The 15,351-nt window shown below is 66.7% G+C and carries 17 protein-coding genes; 6 read left to right on the top strand and 11 right to left on the bottom strand.

Annotation, left to right across the window (positions count from 1 at the left end):
- Window positions 1–71 precede the first annotated feature (71 nt).
- Both QQA13_RS10795 and QQA13_RS10790 read left to right on the top strand, forming a co-directional pair.
- Window positions 72–620 carry a GNAT family N-acetyltransferase gene (locus QQA13_RS10795; protein ID WP_108472427.1) on the top strand — a complete coding sequence of 183 codons (549 nt, stop codon included), beginning with the start codon at window positions 72–74 and terminating at the stop codon, window positions 618–620.
- Window positions 617–931: a non-heme iron oxygenase ferredoxin subunit gene (locus QQA13_RS10790; protein WP_108472428.1), complete on the top strand. Its 315-nt coding sequence runs from the start codon at window positions 617–619 to the stop codon at window positions 929–931. The genes QQA13_RS10795 and QQA13_RS10790 overlap by 4 nt, the downstream gene beginning before the upstream one ends.
- A gap of 91 nt (window positions 932–1,022) precedes the next feature.
- On the opposite strand, the gene QQA13_RS10785 is transcribed toward QQA13_RS10790, so the two are convergent.
- Window positions 1,023–1,805, bottom strand: coding sequence for a MipA/OmpV family protein (locus QQA13_RS10785; protein WP_108472634.1), 783 nt, complete (start codon window positions 1,803–1,805; stop codon window positions 1,023–1,025).
- A 140-nt stretch (window positions 1,806–1,945) separates the two neighbouring features.
- On the opposite strand from QQA13_RS10785, the gene QQA13_RS10780 reads away from it, so the two are divergent.
- Both QQA13_RS10780 and QQA13_RS10775 read left to right on the top strand, forming a co-directional pair.
- Complete coding sequence (locus QQA13_RS10780) at window positions 1,946–2,647, top strand: MtnX-like HAD-IB family phosphatase (RefSeq protein ID WP_108472429.1); 702 nt, start codon at window positions 1,946–1,948, stop codon at window positions 2,645–2,647.
- 53 nt (window positions 2,648–2,700) lie between these two features.
- Window positions 2,701–4,104, top strand: a complete 1,404-nt coding sequence (locus tag QQA13_RS10775) for an aspartate aminotransferase family protein (RefSeq protein ID WP_108472430.1) — start codon at window positions 2,701–2,703, stop codon at window positions 4,102–4,104.
- 294 nt (window positions 4,105–4,398) lie between these two features.
- Here the strand turns inward: QQA13_RS10775 and QQA13_RS10770 are convergent, their stop codons facing one another.
- From QQA13_RS10770 to QQA13_RS10755, 4 genes are all read right to left on the bottom strand, one after another.
- Window positions 4,399–5,628, bottom strand: a complete 1,230-nt coding sequence (locus QQA13_RS10770) for a YncE family protein (protein WP_159082208.1) — start codon at window positions 5,626–5,628, stop codon at window positions 4,399–4,401.
- A gap of 419 nt (window positions 5,629–6,047) precedes the next feature.
- A complete protein-coding gene (locus tag QQA13_RS10765) occupies window positions 6,048–6,551 on the bottom strand; it encodes a hypothetical protein (protein ID WP_108472432.1) in 504 nt (167 codons plus the stop codon).
- Window positions 6,552–7,157: 606 nt separating this feature from the next.
- Window positions 7,158–8,390 (bottom strand): beta-ketoacyl-[acyl-carrier-protein] synthase family protein, encoded by a 1,233-nt coding sequence (locus QQA13_RS10760; RefSeq protein ID WP_108472433.1) that lies wholly within the window; start codon window positions 8,388–8,390, stop codon window positions 7,158–7,160.
- On the bottom strand, window positions 8,390–8,662 hold the full coding sequence (locus QQA13_RS10755; protein WP_108472434.1) for a phosphopantetheine-binding protein: 273 nt from the start codon (window positions 8,660–8,662) through the stop codon (window positions 8,390–8,392). The genes QQA13_RS10760 and QQA13_RS10755 overlap by 1 nt, the downstream gene beginning before the upstream one ends.
- A 93-nt stretch (window positions 8,663–8,755) precedes the next feature.
- Here QQA13_RS10755 and QQA13_RS10750 point away from each other — a divergent pair, with 93 nt between their 5' ends.
- A complete protein-coding gene (locus QQA13_RS10750; protein WP_108472435.1) occupies window positions 8,756–9,826 on the top strand; it encodes a GNAT family N-acetyltransferase in 1,071 nt (356 codons plus the stop codon).
- Window positions 9,819–10,700, top strand: a complete 882-nt coding sequence (locus QQA13_RS10745; protein WP_108472436.1) for an arginase family protein — start codon at window positions 9,819–9,821, stop codon at window positions 10,698–10,700. Before QQA13_RS10750 ends, QQA13_RS10745 begins: the two co-directional genes overlap by 8 nt.
- On the opposite strand, the gene QQA13_RS10740 is transcribed toward QQA13_RS10745, so the two are convergent.
- The 6 genes from QQA13_RS10740 to QQA13_RS10715 all read right to left on the bottom strand — a co-directional run bounded on the left by QQA13_RS10740 (window position 10,701) and on the right by QQA13_RS10715 (window position 15,351).
- A complete protein-coding gene (locus QQA13_RS10740) occupies window positions 10,701–11,912 on the bottom strand; it encodes a DegT/DnrJ/EryC1/StrS family aminotransferase (protein ID WP_108472437.1) in 1,212 nt (403 codons plus the stop codon).
- 22 nt (window positions 11,913–11,934) lie between these two features.
- Window positions 11,935–12,336, bottom strand: a complete 402-nt coding sequence (locus tag QQA13_RS10735) for a DMT family transporter (protein WP_108472438.1) — start codon at window positions 12,334–12,336, stop codon at window positions 11,935–11,937.
- A complete protein-coding gene (locus QQA13_RS10730; protein ID WP_108472439.1) occupies window positions 12,333–12,713 on the bottom strand; it encodes an EamA family transporter in 381 nt (126 codons plus the stop codon). The genes QQA13_RS10735 and QQA13_RS10730 overlap by 4 nt, the downstream gene beginning before the upstream one ends.
- Entirely contained in the window at window positions 12,713–13,549 is an 837-nt protein-coding gene (locus tag QQA13_RS10725) for an alpha/beta hydrolase (RefSeq protein WP_108472440.1), read from the bottom strand. Before QQA13_RS10725 ends, QQA13_RS10730 begins: the two co-directional genes overlap by 1 nt.
- 66 nt (window positions 13,550–13,615) lie before the next feature.
- Window positions 13,616–14,602: an efflux RND transporter periplasmic adaptor subunit gene (locus tag QQA13_RS10720; protein WP_108472441.1), complete on the bottom strand. Its 987-nt coding sequence runs from the start codon at window positions 14,600–14,602 to the stop codon at window positions 13,616–13,618.
- The gene (locus QQA13_RS10715) at window positions 14,599–15,351 is read right to left on the bottom strand and encodes an ABC transporter ATP-binding protein (protein ID WP_108472442.1); all 753 of its coding nucleotides are present in this window, start codon (window positions 15,349–15,351) and stop codon (window positions 14,599–14,601) included. Before QQA13_RS10715 ends, QQA13_RS10720 begins: the two co-directional genes overlap by 4 nt.

The raw sequence follows: 15,351 nt of genomic DNA, 5'->3' as shown, positions 1-15,351 counted from the left end.
CGAAGGTCATGCCCGGTCCGCCTGTTTCAGGTCATGGTGGGCGCGCCGGGTGGCGCACTATCATCGCGGCGATGAGCACCCAGACCCTTCCCGTTTTCCGCGCGGCGACCACGGCCGATGTCGACGCCATCGTGGCGCTGGTCGAATCCGCCTATCGCGGCGAATCCGGCCTGCGCGGCTGGACCACCGAATCGCACCTGCTGGACGGCCAGCGCACGGATGCGGACGACGTACGCGCGTTGATCGAGCGTCCCGACAGCCGCGTGCTGTTGGCCGAATGCGATGGCCGGCTCATGGCCAGCTGCCATGTCGAGCGCCAGGGCGACAACGGCTATTTCGGCATGTTCGCGGTCGATCCCGGCGAGCAGGGCAGCGGCCTGGGCAAGCAGGTGCTGGCCGAGGCCGAACGGATCGCGCGCGAGGAGTGGCATTGCCGCGGGATGCGCATGACGGTGATCGTGCAGCGCGAGGAGCTGATTGCCTGGTATGGCCGCCGTGGTTACCGGCGCACCGGTGAATACCAGCCGTTCCCGTACGGCGACGAGCGTTTCGGCATCCCGCGCCGCGACGATCTGCGCTTCGAGGTATTGCGCAAGGACTTCGACGAGGTGACGGCATGACCGGCTGGGTACGGGTCGGCACCCGCAGCGATTTCCTGCCGGGCGAGTACAAGGTGGTGTGGGACGGCGACACGCCGATCGCGGTGTACAACATCGACGGCGCGCTGTACGCGGTGGAAGACACCTGCACCCACGACGGCGGCGACCTGGCCGGCGGCGAGGTGTTCGGCTTCGAGGTGGAATGCCCCCGCCATGGCGCCCGCTTCGACCTGCGCACCGGCGCGGTGACGAAACCGCCGGCGTACGAGCCGATCGCGAGTTTCCCGGTGCGCGAGGAAGACGACGCCATCTGGACCCGCGACGACCGCTGAGATCCACCGGGTTTTGCCGTAACACCGTGACGCCGTAACGCCGGCAGAAGCCCTTGTCAGCAGCGGGTGTATGCCGAAATCGCGTGTGGCCTCACAGGTGGTAGACGAACGCCAGCGATTCCGACAACTGCGTCTGCGAGCCGTAGCGGGTGACCAGCGGGCTGCCGGCGGCATCGCCGAGCAGGCGCCCGTAGACCAGTGCCAGCGCCACGCCGGTGTGCTGGCTGGTGGGCATGAACAGGTCGTACTCCAGCGAGGCGAGCTGACTGCCGGCGCCGGGTTGCCATGCCTGCACCGACAGCGCACGCGCGGCTTGCGGATCGATGCCGAAGAAGCGGTTCATCGCCGGCGCGTTCATTGCCTGCCAGCGCAGCTCGAAGGATTGCTGGAGCAGACCCAGCGACGGCAGATCCCATTCGGCATACAGGCCAAGATAGGCGCCGGCACCGTTGATGTCGTGGCTGAGGGTGGCGCCAACGTCGACCTGCCGGGTGAGCTGCCATTCCAGGTAGCCGCCCAGGTTGATCCGTGGCGACAGCGGCGCGATCTTGCCACGCAGGCTGCCGAGATCGTCGCGCGAACGCCCCCACTGGTAATCGCCATGAATGCCGCCGTGCCAGGTACTGCCGCGGATCAGGTCGACCTGCAGTCCGTCCAGCGTGGAGAAACTGCCGTGGCCGGGCAGTTCGATGTCGAAGTACGGTACCGGCTCGCTGTGCTGGCTCCTGGCGCCTGGCCAGCTGGGCATGCGCTGCATGCCGACGCCGACGGCAAACAGGGTGGAGTCGGTCGCCGCCATGCAACCCAGCGGCCACAGCAGGCACGCTGCCAGCAGCAGGCGAAGTCGCAGCAGATGGGAGTGGCGATCCGGCATGGGGCGGCAGCATACGGGTTGCCGGTGCGCTTCGGTGGACGACGCGATGCGCGCGCTCAGCATCCGTTCGGAAAGGGGAAAGGGCGCCGAAAGACAGCTTTCCTAGGCTGCACGGCATCATCCATGCGAGTGTGCCAACGATGCCCGTTTCCGGCTGGACCATCCTGTGCGACTTCGACGGCACCATCTCCGTCGAGGACGTGATCGACTCGCTGCTCGACCGTTTCGGTCGTCCCGGCTGGGAAGTGCTGGAACAGGACTGGCGCGCCGGCCGGATCGGTTCGCGCGAGTGCATGGCCGGGCAGGTCGACCTGTTGCAGATGAGCCGCGCCGAACTCGACGCACACCTGGCCGAGATGTGGATCGACCACGCGTTTCCGGGTTTCGTGGCGAAGGCGCGCGAACTGGGCGTGCCGATCCGCGTGGTCAGCGACGGTCTCGATTATGCGATCCACCGGATCCTCGCCCGCTACGGCCTGGACGACCTGCCGCTGGCGGCGAACCACCTGGCGCCGGCCACACCACCGAAACAGTGGCAGTTGACTTCGCCGTTCCAGGCCGACGGCTGCCGCAGTGGTACCTGCAAGTGCGCTTGCGTGGCCCAGGCCCGCGAAACGGGCGCGAAGACCTTGCTGATCGGCGACGGCGCCTCGGATTTCTGCGCCGCCGACCACGTCGACTTCGTATTCGCCAAGCACCGGCTGATTGAGCATTGCCGCGCCGCCGGCATTCCCTACGTGCCGATCACCGGCTTCGAGGACGCGCTCGAACTGTTGCCGCAACTGCTCGACGGCAGCCTGTTCGACCGCCCTGCCGTGCCGGCGCCGGTCGCGCTGGCCTGACCGCCACCAGCCCGCGTGCTTTTCCCATCCTGTTTACCGACTCCGGATTTCCGATGAATGTTTTCGACAAGAACGCCTCCGCGGTGATCGACGACGCCCAGCTGCTTGCCGACGAGGCGAAGTACAGCTCGTTCGGCGACACCGTGCATTACGTGGACCCGCCGAAGATCTTTCGCACCTGCGAAGGCAGTTACATGTACGACACCGCCGGCGTGCCGTTCCTCGACCTGCAGATGTGGTACTCGGCGGTCAACTTCGGCTACGGCAACAAGCGCCTCAATAACGTGCTGAAGAACCAGATCGACCTGCTGCCGCAGGTGGCCAGCCAGTACCTGCACCAGACTCGCATCGAGCTGGCCAAGACGGTGGCGCTGGACGCCAAGAAGAAGTTCGGCCTGGACGGCCGCGTGCACTTTAACGTGGGCGGCGCGCAGGCGATCGAGGATTCGCTCAAGCTGGTGCGCAACTACAAGAACGGCAAGAGCCTGATGTTCGCCTTCGAGGGCGGCTACCACGGCCGCACGCTGGGCGCCTCGTCGATCACCTCCAGCTACCGCTACCGCCGCCGCTTCGGCCATTTCGGCGAGCGTGCGATGTTCCTGCCGTTCCCGTACCCGTTCCGTCGCCCGAAGGGCATGACCGCCGAGGAGTATTCCGACAGCTGCGTGAACCAGTTCGCGCGCCTGTTCGAAACCGAATACAACGGCGTGTGGGATCCGAAGACGAACCAGTGCGAGTACGCCGCGTTCTACGTCGAGCCGATCCAGGGCACCGGCGGTTACGTGATCCCGCCGCCGGGCTTCTTCAAGGGCCTGAAGAAGGTGCTCGACCAGTACGGCATCCTGATGGTGTCCGATGAAATCCAGATGGGTTTCTGGCGCACCGGCAAGCTGTGGTCGATCGAACATTTCGGCGTGACGCCGGACGTGGTCGTGTTCGGCAAGGCGCTCACCAACGGCCTGAACCCGCTGTCCGGGCTGTGGGCACGCGAGGAGCTGATCAACCCGACCATCTTCCCGCCAGGCTCAACCCACAGCACGTTCAACTCCAACCCGCTGGGCACCTCGCTCGGCCTCGAAGTCATCAAGATGGGCTACGAGCTGGACTACGAGACCACCGTGCCGAAGAAGGGCGCGCACTTCCTCGAAGGCCTGCGCGGGCTGCAGAAGAAGCACAAGGAAATCGGCGACGTCGACGGCCTGGGCCTCGCCCTGCGCGCGGAGATCTGCACCGAGGACGGCTTCACCCCGAACAAGGCACTGCTCGACAAGATGGTCGACATCGGCCTCGCCGGCGACCTCGAGCACAATGGCAAGAAGATCGGCCTCGTGCTTGACGTGGGCGGCTGGTACAAGAACGTGATCACCTTCGCGCCGTCGCTGGACATCACCCACGAGGAGATCGATCTGGCGATGTCGCTGCTGGATCAGTTGCTGACGAAGGCCAAGAAGGGCTGATAGTCGCAATGTGGATCGAAGGCCCGGCAGGTGACTGCCGGGCCTTTTTCATACCCGCGGCTTTCTCCCTCTCCCCGTCATGTCTGCGAAGGCAGGCATCGCACCCTCACATCCGTCATGCCTGCGAAGGCAGGCATCGCACTTCGCCTGGCAATGAATACCTTTGCAGGAGCCCGCTCGCTTATGTGTGTTATTTGGGAGAGAGCGAGAGCTTCAAAAGCAAGAGACCACGATATTGGCTTTCGATGGTTCGCCCGCATGACTTGGCGAGGATTGCTTCCTCGCAGTACCGCCTCAAGGGTTGCTGAAAACGGTGCCGTGCGGAATGGCGCTCCCCTTCCAACCATCCGGCCACGCGCGCGTCAATTCGATCACATCTGACTCGAGTGTCAGTTTGCCGGTGCGGCGATCAATCGTGGCGAAGCGCACTTTGGTATCGAGCGCGCCATAACCCGTGATAACCAGACGGTTGCCGCCCGGTTCGAGGGATAGCCAATGCGGGTATTCATCCGGCGGTAGCAGAATGCGGCTGACTTCGCGAGGATGTTCCGGATCATGCATGTCGAGACTCGCGATGGCGTGCCCGCTCTGCATCGTTTCCACCAGAAAATTGCCCGCGACTACCGGCACCTCGCAGGTGCGGTAGCCGAAGTCATAGACATGTTGCAGCGATGGATTATCGCCCGCCAGGTTCTGAACCAGGAAAAGACCGCAGTTGAACGTCGGTACGACGACTGTTTTGCCGTCTGCCAGCAGGCGAGGCTCGGACGAATCCGCAGCCGTATCGTAAAACCAGTCGGGTTGCGGCGGCAGCGGCAGGGTTCTGATCAACTTCAGGTCGGAAAGCTGCCAGACCTGCGCCACGTGGCTGGGCTGCGCGCCCATCATGTCCGCGCTGCCGGTGACTACGCGGTTGAGCTTTTCATCAACTGCCAAGCTGTACGGGCGAATGTTGGGATGCCCTGGCACGATCGCCGACGCAGTTCTCACGACCCGTCCTTGCGGATCGAATTCCACCAGTCCGCCCGAGGCATGATTGAACCCGCCGGAATACTGGAAGGTCGCCAACATATTTCCGTTTGACAGATAGGCGAACGAGTGTGGATAGCCGAAAGTGCCGACGCTACCGAATTTCCGCGCCAACCGCGGATGCACGGGGTCACGAAGGTCAAAGACGTAAGTACTGTTCCCGAACCAGTCGTTGGCATACAGGACACCATTCGGGGGTTCCGCATAGTTCGTGTGATGCGCCATCACCGCCTCACCAACGGGCAGCATCGCCACGAGCTTTCCGAACGACGGTCCTTTACCGACATCGAACACGGCGAGGAAGTCGTTGCCCAGTCCGAGTCGAACACGCCTTGCGGCGATACCGGCCGGCGTCATTGCCGTATCAGCGGCGTGAGGATGACTGGCTTCCATGGCCCACACGAAAAGATACCGGCTGGAACCGGGCGCCGCTGCCGCGATCAGTGGAAACATCGGAATCAGCAGCATCAAGCAGCGGAACATTGCCCTTTTCATGGCTCGTTTCCTCGTTGATTGGTGGCAACGCTACTTCACGACGGAGATATGTGGAACGGGCTTTTTCTTGAATGCGTTTTACAGCATGTGTTCGCACAACCGCGTGGCGGCAACGAGCCTTCCCGAACACATGACGGTCGCGAACGCCTCTTTTGTCGGTCAGCGACCATCGGGCAAGTGCCGCCAACCGACCAGTCGGCGCCCTCCCGGCGTCCCCCCGATTCCCAAGTAGGAAAGCCAATCCAGCTTGGTACGGTATGCCCTTGCTCGGCGCTCAAAAATCTTTGCAGTTGCGAGGCAATCACACGCTCGATCCCAGCATTGCTGTGCCTGCTGATTGACGGCCATCCGTGTAGTTCCCCTAGCCGTTCTAACGCTGGAGTTAAGCGGCGGCGTAGCCGTCCGCCTTGAACGAATGGTTAGAGGCTGCGACCACCGGTGCCAGCGTAACGGAGCCGAAGCAGAAGCTTCGACGTAGCCCGAGAGCCAAAAACAAGAACAACACCGAGCAGGCACCGTAAAACACTTGATACCAGCGAGGCGACTATGGATAGCGAAGGCGTGCCAAACGCACGAATAGCCGTAGCGACCAACGCCGGAAACGCAAAGACGAAGATGAGCGTGCCTGCGGCGACGAATGTTGCGTTGACAACTGACTGGACGTTTACGTGGGCCACGGGTTCATCGCTGATGCCCCGCGCCGCCAGCCTCGCGAGGTGAGGTGCACACCACCAGATGACGATTGCCGCGAATGCCGGCCCGAACAACGAAATTATGGCGATGATTGAGAACGGCATGCCGACCTCATTTTGCATCGGCATAACCACGAAGGCGGCAGCGTCAGCTAGGTATTCAAAGGCCTGCGAAGCTACGAAAACGGCCAACACTCGTAGCGCAAGTGTCATGAGCTCTTGTGGCTTCATGTTTTCGACCTCTAACTACTGAATAGGCGGACCCGTGAGCCCGGTTATACATGCGCGATCGCGCCAAGAAATTCTGACGCAACCCCTTGTTCTGAAGGGAGCTTATCTTCGCCGAGTCCGGCTCACAACCAAGCGTATAGCCGGACGGCGAGCCGGGTCCGTGAACGTCCGCTTCGGGTCTTGGATTCAAGCGGTCGATCAGCAATTGGCTCTGTAACTCTTGCCCTTGTGAAGGGACATGACAGGCCGCGCGCGGTGCTTTGGCTTTGCTCCGGCTTTTTCTGAAAGTGCGGGCCAGGATGGCCCGCTGCTCTACCGGGGGCCCCTGTGCGGTGGTGAGTCGGGGTCGACACTCCGGGCATCCTGCCCTCCGCCCTTCGGGCCGGCTTCGCCGTTCACATGCGCTCCTGCGCATGCGTGGCCACGCAAAGAGAAAGTAACTCGGCTGCCGAAGGCAGACGAAAGCTCTTCGCTCTGAATGCCCCGAGAGCATCGCGCACAAGCGCGCTTCTACAAGGCATGCGTCGTCTTGCGCGACGGGTGAAGTGCGATTCCTGCCTTCGCAGGAATGACGGGTGAGAGGCGGGCTGCTTGAGGCGTTCCCGCTCAGGGCGCCCGCTTCAACGCCAGCACCGCGTTCAACCCGCCGAACGCGAACGAGTTGCTGAGCACCGCCCGCACCGGCATCTCGCGCGCGGTGTTCGGCACGTAGTCGAGGTCGCAGGCGGGGTCGATCTTGTCGAGGTTCGCGGTGGGCGGCACCACGTTGTCGCGCAGGGCACCGATCGCGGCGACCAGTTCCAGTGCGCCGGAGGCGCCCAGGGCGTGGCCGTGCATGGACTTGGTGGAGGACACCGCGAGGCGGTCGGCGTGCGCGCCGAAGGCGAGACGGATCGCCTTCGTCTCGGTGGCGTCGTTGGCCTGGGTACCGGTGCCGTGGGCGTTGATGTAGTCGACGTCCTGCGGCGCCAGGCCGGCGTCGTCCAGCGCCTGGCGCATCGCGGCGGACGAGCCTTCCGCGCTGGGCATCACGATGTCGGTGGCGTCGGCGGTCATGCCGCAGCCGGCCAGTTCGGCGAGGATGGTGGCGCCGCGCGCCTGCGCATGCTCCATGGATTCCAGCACGAAGATGGCCGCGCCTTCGCCGAGCACCAGGCCGCGCCGGTTGGCGCTGAACGGGCGACAGGTGTCGTCGGCCAGCACGCGCATCGCTTCCCACGCACGCAGCGCGCCGTAGGTGAGGCAGGCCTCGGTGCCGCCGGTGATGGCGGCGTCAGCCATGCCGTAGCGGATCATTTGTGCGGCCTGGATGATCGCGTGGTTGGCCGAGGCGCAGGCGCTGGCGACCGCGAAGGTGGGGCCGCGCAAACCGTACGCGATGCTGATCTGGCTGGCCGAGGCGTTGGTCATCAGCCGCACGATGGTGAGCGGATGCGCGCGGTTGGAATTCTCCGCGTACAGCCGCCGACTCTGCTCGTCCTGGGTGGTCTCGCCACCCACGCCGGTGCCGACGATCACCGCGGTGCGCAGTCCGAGTCCGTGGTTGGCGAAATCCACCCCGGATTGAGCGACCGCTTCACGCGCCGCGTGCAGCGCAAATTCCGAGGTGCGGTCGAGCATCGGCAGGGTGCGTTCGTCGATGTCCGCCGCCGGGTCGAAGCTGGCCGGCACCTGCGCGGCGACCTTTACGCGCAATCGTTCGGCGTCGGGGTGGCGCAGCGGGCCAATCGCGCTGCGCCCTTCGCACAGGCCTTGCCACAGCGCCGCGGCACCGACGCCGAGCGGGCTGATTGCGCCCATGCCGGTGATCACCACGCGGCGCAGCGGCAGGCTCTGCATCAGTTCGCTCCCTCGCCGGCGGCAGCCTTGTCGGCCAGCGCCTTGTCCACTGCGTCGACCAGGCTCTGCGCGGTGTCGCTGTCGAAGTTGGCGCCCTGCTGGTCGGGGAAGGTGATGTCGAAGTGCTCTTCGATGTCGAAGATCAGCTCGATCGCCTCCAGCGAAGCGATACCGAGGTCCTTCAGGGTGGATTCGGGCTTGATCGTCGCCGCGTCGATCTTGGCCTGCGTGGCGATGATCTCGAAGACTTGCTGCTGGGTCGTTGCGGTCATGACAGGGTCCTTGATGGCAGGCAACAATGGAAGGCTGGCGCAAGGTGCCTCACGCAGGCTAGCTGACACAAGTCTAGGCAAACTCGCTTACTCATGCCTTTCATTTCGCAACTGGAGCCGGACGCGCTGCTTGCGGCGTTCATGGTCGAGCCGCCGCTCGGTTTCGCGGTGGACCATTCGCCGCAGGGCATGCCGGCCTTCGTGGCGCCGTTCGACCTGCTGACCACGGCCGACGACGCGCTGCGCCGGCGGGTGGCCGCGCTGCCGCTGTATCGCCACTGGAGCCGGCTGCTGCGCTGGCGCACCCGCTTCGCCGGTACCACCGTGACCGAGTACGCGCCGCTGCCGCCGCAGGTAGCGCCGGTGGCGCTGGCGCATGGGCTGAAAACGGCTTTCGGCAGCGAGTGCCGGTTGCTGATCGTGAAGGACATCGCGCAGGATTCGCCGCTGCTGGACGACGCGGCGAACGCCCACGCGCGCGCCTTCGCCGCAGCCTGCGAAGCCGAGGGTTTCGTGCTGCTGGAAGGCCAGGCACTGGCCTGGGTGCCGATCGACTTCGGCTCGGACGACGAGTACCTGGCCCGGCTGTCGTCCGGCCGGCGCAAGAATATCCGGCGCAAGCTGCGCTCGCGCGCCGGGCTGGCGATCGAGACGCTGCGCACCGGCGACGCCTGCTTCGGCGACGAGACGACGCTGGCGGCGCTCTACGCGCTGTTCGACAACGTGTACGTACAAAGCACGATCCACTTCGACCGCCTGAGTCCGGCCTTCTTCCGCCTGTTGCTGCAGGACGCGGCCAGCGGCGGCGTGGTGTTCGTCTACCGCCACGAAGGGGAGATGATCGGCTGGAACCTCTGCTACGAGCACGGTGGCAAGCTGATCGACAAGTACATCGGCTTCGCCTACCCGGCGGCGCGCGAACACAACCTCTACTTCGTGAGCTGGATGCACAACCTCGGCTACGCGCGCGAGCGTGGCCTGAGCCACTACGTGGCCGGCTGGACCGACCCCGAGGTGAAATCCTTCCTCGGCGCCCGCATGACCTTCACCCGTCATGCGGTGTACGCCCGCAACCCCCTGCTGCGCGCGCTGCTGCGCCGTCTGGGCAGCCATTTCGAGAGCGACCGCCACTGGCAGACGGCCGCGGAAGCCGCCGATGAATGACCTCGCGAACCGTCCCGTGGTGCTCGACATCGACCGCTCGGTCGGGCCGCTGCCGGACCGCCTGGTGCTGCCGCTGGAGCACTGGCAGGAGTCGATCCGCTTCGGCTGCTCGCTGGCGACGATGCGGCGCTTCGGCACGATGCTGGACCAGCTGCTGCCGGAACGCCATGGCACCGTGTTCACCGGCAGCGGCGACTTCCACCACCTCAGCTGGCCGCTGATCGCGCGCCTGCGACCGGCCACGCCGTTCCAGGTGGTGGTGCTGGACAACCATCCGGACAACATGCGCTTCCCGTTCGGCGTGCATTGCGGCTCGTGGGTACGCAAGGTGGCGATGTTGCCGCAGGTCAGCCAGGTGCATGTGCTCGGCATCACCTCCGGCGACATCGGTGGTGGCCATGCGTGGGAGAACTACCTCACGCCGCTGCTCAGGCACAAGCTGACCTACTGGAGCATGGGCGTCGACACGCGCTGGGCGCGCCGGCTTGGCCTGGCGCGGGCGTTCCGTGGTTTCGACTCGGCCGAGGCGATGGTCGATGCGTTCATCGAATGCCAGCGCACGCAGACGGCGCCGAGCTACCTGTCGATCGACAAGGATGTGTTTGCCGCCGAAGTGGCACGGACGAACTGGGACCAGGGCCGCCTGCTGCTGCCGCACGCGCTGGCGCTGATCGACAGCCTGCGCCATGGCCTGGTCGGCAGCGACATCAACGGCGAGGTCTCGCACTACCGCTACCGCAGCTGGTGGAAACGGCGCCTGTCGGCGATGGATGCGCAGCCGGCAATCGATCCCGCGCAGCTCGCCGGCTGGCAGACGCAGCAGCACGCACTGAACCTGCAGCTGCTGGCGGCGATCGCAACGCGCGCGGCGTAGTCAGCGCAACACCGCTTCCAGCACGCCGCAGATCGCCTCGACATCCGCATCGGTCATCCACGGACTGTTGCCGATGGTGAGAGTGCGTGCGGCGAAGTCGCGGGCGTGCGGCACCTCGGCGGCGGGAACCACGCGGGCGAGGTAGGCGTAGTCGGGCAGGGCGTGGATGAACAGGCGGCTGACGCCGAGGCCGGACGACCACAGCTGCGCCAGCGCGGCATCGCGACGTTGCCGATCCGGCAGCAGCAACAGCAGAAACGGCCAGGTGCCGTGAGCACCGGCGGGATCGTCGAGCACCTCGATGCCGTCGATGCGGCGCAGTCGCGACAGGTGACGTTGCGCTTGCGTAGCCAGCTGGCCGAGAAATGCCGGCAGTCGCGGCACGGCATGGGCACCGACGGCCTGACGCCAGCGGCCGACGCGGTGCAGCGGGATCGCCAGCGGAAAGTCGTCGCCCACTGCGGCGACCGGGTCGCCGCGGCGCAAGGCGCGGCGCAGCGGACCGCCGTAGGCCAGGCGCAGGCCCCGTGGCCGGTACAGCGCGGCGTAGCCGAGCAGTTCGAGGCTGCGCCGCCATTCCCAGCCGGCGCGGCGCGGCACGAGGCGCGCGGCGGTGTGCGCCAGCCGTTCGCGCAGCGCCGGGTCGCGCGCCAGCAACAGGCCGCCTTCGTAGATCGACAGGCCCTTGCCGGCGGCCAGGCTGAAGAAACCCACGTCGCCGGCCAGCCCCACGCTGGCGTCGCCGCGGCGCGCCCCCAGCGCCTGCGCGGCATCCTCGATCACGTACGCGCCGAGCTGGCGTGCGACGGCGAGCGCGTCGTCGACGTCGGCGACGCGGCCGGCGAGGTGGGTGGGCACGATCGCCAGCGTGCGTTCGTCGCAGGCCGCGCGCAGCGCGACCGGATCCATGTCGTAATGGCCGGGCTTGAGGTCGCACAGCTGCAGTTCCAGCCCGGCCTGCTGCACGGCGATCGCCACCAGCGGGCAGGTATACGCCGGCACCACCACGCGGCGGCGCTGCGGCTGCAGCTCGTGCAGCGTGGTCAACGCGAGCAGCAGCGAGGCGGTGCCGGAACATTCCAGTTGCAGCGGCGGCGTGCCCAGCAGGGCGGCGACGTCGTCGGCCAGCGTTGCCGGGCCCGGGCGCAGATCGCCGAGCTGCAGCGGCAGGCCGGCGGTGGGCGGCAGTTCGTGGCGGCGGCGGGGCAACATGGGTGCAGCGTAGCGCGGGCGCCTAGCCGTGTGCCGGGTCGGCTTCTGGCGCGTGTTCGCGACTCTCGGCGAAGCCGAGGCAGACGATGCCGGCGATGATCGCGATGGCGCCGAGCGCGCGGGCGAGGGTGAGGTGTTCGTCGAACAGCCAGATCGACAGCAGCATCACCGACACCACCTCCAGGTGCGAGGCGGCGAAGGCGGGGCCGATCGGCGCGTGTTTCAGCAACGCCATCCAGGTGAAGAATGCGCCCACGTAGCCGATCACCGCGCCATAGACCCACGGCTGGCCGAACACGCGCAACAGCCACGCCAGGCTGGCTTCCACCGGCAGTGCCTGGGTGCCGGCGTACTTGAAGCTGATCTGCGCGAGGGTGTCGAAACCCATCAGCAGCAGGAAGCCGAGCAGGTAGAAGCGCTTCATGTGCCCAGCCCCACGATCGCTACGCCGAGCGTGACCAGCGCGATGCCGATGACCCGCAGCCGGGTGAGTTGTTCGCCGAACAGGAAGCGTCCGGCGATCATGATCACCACGATGTTGATCGAACCCAGCAGCACGCCTTCGGACAGCGGGATCAGCGACAGGAACGCGATCCACACCAGGAATTCGATCACATAGCTGGCAACGCCCAGCCACAGCCATGGCCGTGACGCCATGTGCTTCCAGCGCGCCAGGCCGTCGCCAGCCGTTTCGTCACCGGCCGCGGCCTTGAACGCCAGCTGGCCGCCGGTGTCGAGCACGATGTTGAGCAGCCACAGGCCCGCGACGAGGGTGGAGATGGATCCCTCCGCCGGCATCATCAGGCCGCGGCGCGCTGCGTGCCGTTCGACGCGGCGATGCTGTCGAAGAATGCGGCCGAGCGATCGATCAGCGTGCGCCGTTCCTTGTCGATGGTGATCATGTGGTAGCTGTCGTCGAGCAGCAGCAGTTCGGTCGGCGCGTTGACCCCGCGCATCACCAGCTCGGCGTTCTTCGGGCTGGCGACGTCGTCGTCGCTGGCGTGGGCGACCAGGCACGGCGCGGTCACCTGCGGCAGCTGGCGGCGCACGCTGGCGGCCAGGCCGTACATTTCGGCCAGCGAGTACCACGGGTTGCCGGGCAGGCCGGCGGCGGCGCTGTCGCCGCCGAGCATCGCCGAGCTGACCTGCGCGCGCAGGCGCTCGTCGCGGATGCCGTAGGGCGGCTGCTCCATGAAGCTGCGGTCGCGGCCGATGCCGAGTTTCTTCAGCAGCGGCAGCAGGAACGACAGTCGCGCCAGCTTCGGGATGCTCCAGCCGTCGTAGCGGAAAGTGGCACCATACACGCCCACGCCGGCGATCCGCCCGGGCCGGTCCGCGGCCAGTTTCAACGCCAGCAACGCACCCATCGAGAGGCCGCCGACGAACAGCTGGTCGACCTTGCCGAGCATCTCATCGGCGGCGCGCTCGACGCTGGCGTACCAGTCGCGCCAGCCGGTGGCGAGCAGGTCGTCGACGTTGCCGCAGTGGCCAGCCAGTTGCATGCCGTGCACGGTGAAGCCGGCGCGGTTCAGGCCCTTGCCGAGCAGCTTCATCTCCATCGGCGTGCCGGTGAGGCCATGGATCAGCAGCACGCCGCTGCGCCCGCCTTCGAAGAAAAAGTCAGTCTGCTGGATCACGCGGTTGCCTTGTGGGATGGATCGCGGCGGTTTTCACGCCCACGATATTCGCAGCCGGCGGTTTCCTCAGTCTTTCGATGCGGCGGCGGCCGGTGTCGCGGCATGGCCGAAGCGCACCATCACGCGCTGGCCGATGCGCAGCCCACGGGTCTGCCCGGCGTCGGGCTGGTCGAACGCCAGCACGCATTCCACCGTGCGCGCATTGGCGCGTATCTGCGGGTCGTTCTCCAGCGTGGCCGGTCCGTAGACCTGGCCGATACGCAGCACGTGTGCGCTCCAGCGGGCATGGTCGCCGCCGCTTTCGGCGACCACTTCGGCCGGCATGCCCGGGTGCACCGCCGCGGCGAAGCTGTCGTTGAGTTCGGCACGGACGATCCGCGGCTTCTGCGGCAGCAGCACGAACAACGGGCCGGAGGTTGGCGACACGCTGGCGCCGGGTTGGGCCGATACCCGCACCACGTCGGCGTCGAACGGGGCAAGCAGGCTGCGCTGCTTCAGCTCGTAGCGGGCCTCGTCCAGCTTCTGGCTGGCCATGCTCTGCGCCGCGCGAGCGGACTGCTGTTCGGCGTCGACTTGCGCCGCCGCCTCGCGCGCATCGTCGGCGCTCTGACCGTCGCCGGCGCCGGCGGCGGCCGCGGCGGCCAGTCGCTGGGCGCGCTGCTTCGCCGCGGCCTGTTTGATCCCGAGCAGCTTCAGCTGCGCCTGCGCCTGCTCCAGTTGCGCCTGGGCCGCCTCGACCGCCAGCCGGGCCGGCTCGGTGTCCAGCGCCGCCAGCAACTGGCCCTGCTTGACGTGGTCGCCTTCATGCACGGCGACCCTGGCGAGCGTGCCTTCGCGCGGCATCGTCAGGTTCAGCAGGCCGCCCTCGATGTCGACCTTGCCGCGTGCGACGGCGGCGTAGGCGGTTGCGGCTTGCGTGCCGGTGCCGGCCGGCGCCGGGCCGGAGGGCGAGCATGCCGGCAGCAGCGAGGCGACGGCCAGCGCGAGGCCGCCGCGGCGGAGCAGGCGCGCGGCGTGCGTGCGCCATGACGGGTGGAAGGCTGGCGGCTTCATGCGGGGTTTTCCTTGCTGTCGATGACCGCGGTGCGAATGTGCCGGTCGCTGAGGATACGGCCGTCCTCCATCGACAGCACGCGGTCGGCGTGGACGACCAGGCGCGGGTCGTGGCTGACGCACAGCACGGTGGTGCCATGGGTGTGGGCGATGCGGTGCAGGATGTCGATGATGATCTGGCCGTTGGCAGCGTCCAGCGCGCTGGTCGGCTCGTCGGCGAACAGCAGCTCCGGCCGCTTGGCCAGCGCGCGGGCGATCGCCACGCGCTGCTTCTCGCCGCCGGACAGCTCGGAAGGGCGCAGCCGCATGCGGTGCGCCAGGCCGACTTCCTCCAGCGACTGTTGCGTGCGCTGGTGCGCCTCGTCACGCGACAGGCCCATGTGGTTCAGTGGCAGCTCGACCTGCTCGAACGCGGACAGCGCGGGGAACAGGTTGAAGCCCTGGAACACGAAGCCGGTGTGCTGCAGGCGGAAGCGTTCCAGCGCGCGCAGGTCGAGCTGGCCCAGCTCGCTGCCCAGCGCCAGCACGCGGCCGGCATCGACCTTCTGCAGGCCACTCAGGATCGCCAGCAGGGTGCTCTTGCCGCAGCCGGACGGGCCGGAGATCAGGGTCAGTTCGCCGGCGTCGATGCTCAGCGAGAAGTGGTCCAGCACCTGCGTGCGCTGGTGGCCGGAGATGAACGCCTTGCTGACGTTCTCGGCCTGCAGCGCGGGCGCAGGCACTGGCTCGATGGCGGGGACAGGTGGCAT

The organism is Rhodanobacter thiooxydans (assembly GCF_030291135.1).
In the GTDB taxonomy this organism is placed as follows: domain Bacteria; phylum Pseudomonadota; class Gammaproteobacteria; order Xanthomonadales; family Rhodanobacteraceae; genus Rhodanobacter; species Rhodanobacter thiooxydans_A.
Note: the sequence above shows the minus strand (reverse complement) of the source record. Positions and strands in the feature narration are given on the sequence as shown.

Coding starts and splice junctions, on each gene's coding strand:
- QQA13_RS10795 (WP_108472427.1), top strand. CDS start 72: ATGAGCACCCAGACCCTTCCCGTTTTCCGCGCGGCGACCACGGCCGAT.
- QQA13_RS10790 (WP_108472428.1), top strand. CDS start 617: ATGACCGGCTGGGTACGGGTCGGCACCCGCAGCGATTTCCTGCCGGGC.
- QQA13_RS10785 (WP_108472634.1), bottom strand. CDS start 1,805: ATGCCGGATCGCCACTCCCATCTGCTGCGACTTCGCCTGCTGCTGGCA.
- QQA13_RS10780 (WP_108472429.1), top strand. CDS start 1,946: ATGCCCGTTTCCGGCTGGACCATCCTGTGCGACTTCGACGGCACCATC.
- QQA13_RS10775 (WP_108472430.1), top strand. CDS start 2,701: ATGAATGTTTTCGACAAGAACGCCTCCGCGGTGATCGACGACGCCCAG.
- QQA13_RS10770 (WP_159082208.1), bottom strand. CDS start 5,628: ATGAAAAGGGCAATGTTCCGCTGCTTGATGCTGCTGATTCCGATGTTT.
- QQA13_RS10765 (WP_108472432.1), bottom strand. CDS start 6,551: ATGAAGCCACAAGAGCTCATGACACTTGCGCTACGAGTGTTGGCCGTT.
- QQA13_RS10760 (WP_108472433.1), bottom strand. CDS start 8,390: ATGCAGAGCCTGCCGCTGCGCCGCGTGGTGATCACCGGCATGGGCGCA.
- QQA13_RS10755 (WP_108472434.1), bottom strand. CDS start 8,662: ATGACCGCAACGACCCAGCAGCAAGTCTTCGAGATCATCGCCACGCAG.
- QQA13_RS10750 (WP_108472435.1), top strand. CDS start 8,756: ATGCCTTTCATTTCGCAACTGGAGCCGGACGCGCTGCTTGCGGCGTTC.
- QQA13_RS10745 (WP_108472436.1), top strand. CDS start 9,819: ATGAATGACCTCGCGAACCGTCCCGTGGTGCTCGACATCGACCGCTCG.
- QQA13_RS10740 (WP_108472437.1), bottom strand. CDS start 11,912: ATGTTGCCCCGCCGCCGCCACGAACTGCCGCCCACCGCCGGCCTGCCG.
- QQA13_RS10735 (WP_108472438.1), bottom strand. CDS start 12,336: ATGAAGCGCTTCTACCTGCTCGGCTTCCTGCTGCTGATGGGTTTCGAC.
- QQA13_RS10730 (WP_108472439.1), bottom strand. CDS start 12,713: ATGATGCCGGCGGAGGGATCCATCTCCACCCTCGTCGCGGGCCTGTGG.
- QQA13_RS10720 (WP_108472441.1), bottom strand. CDS start 14,602: ATGAAGCCGCCAGCCTTCCACCCGTCATGGCGCACGCACGCCGCGCGC.
- QQA13_RS10715 (WP_108472442.1), bottom strand. CDS start 15,351: ATGCCACCTGTCCCCGCCATCGAGCCAGTGCCTGCGCCCGCGCTGCAG.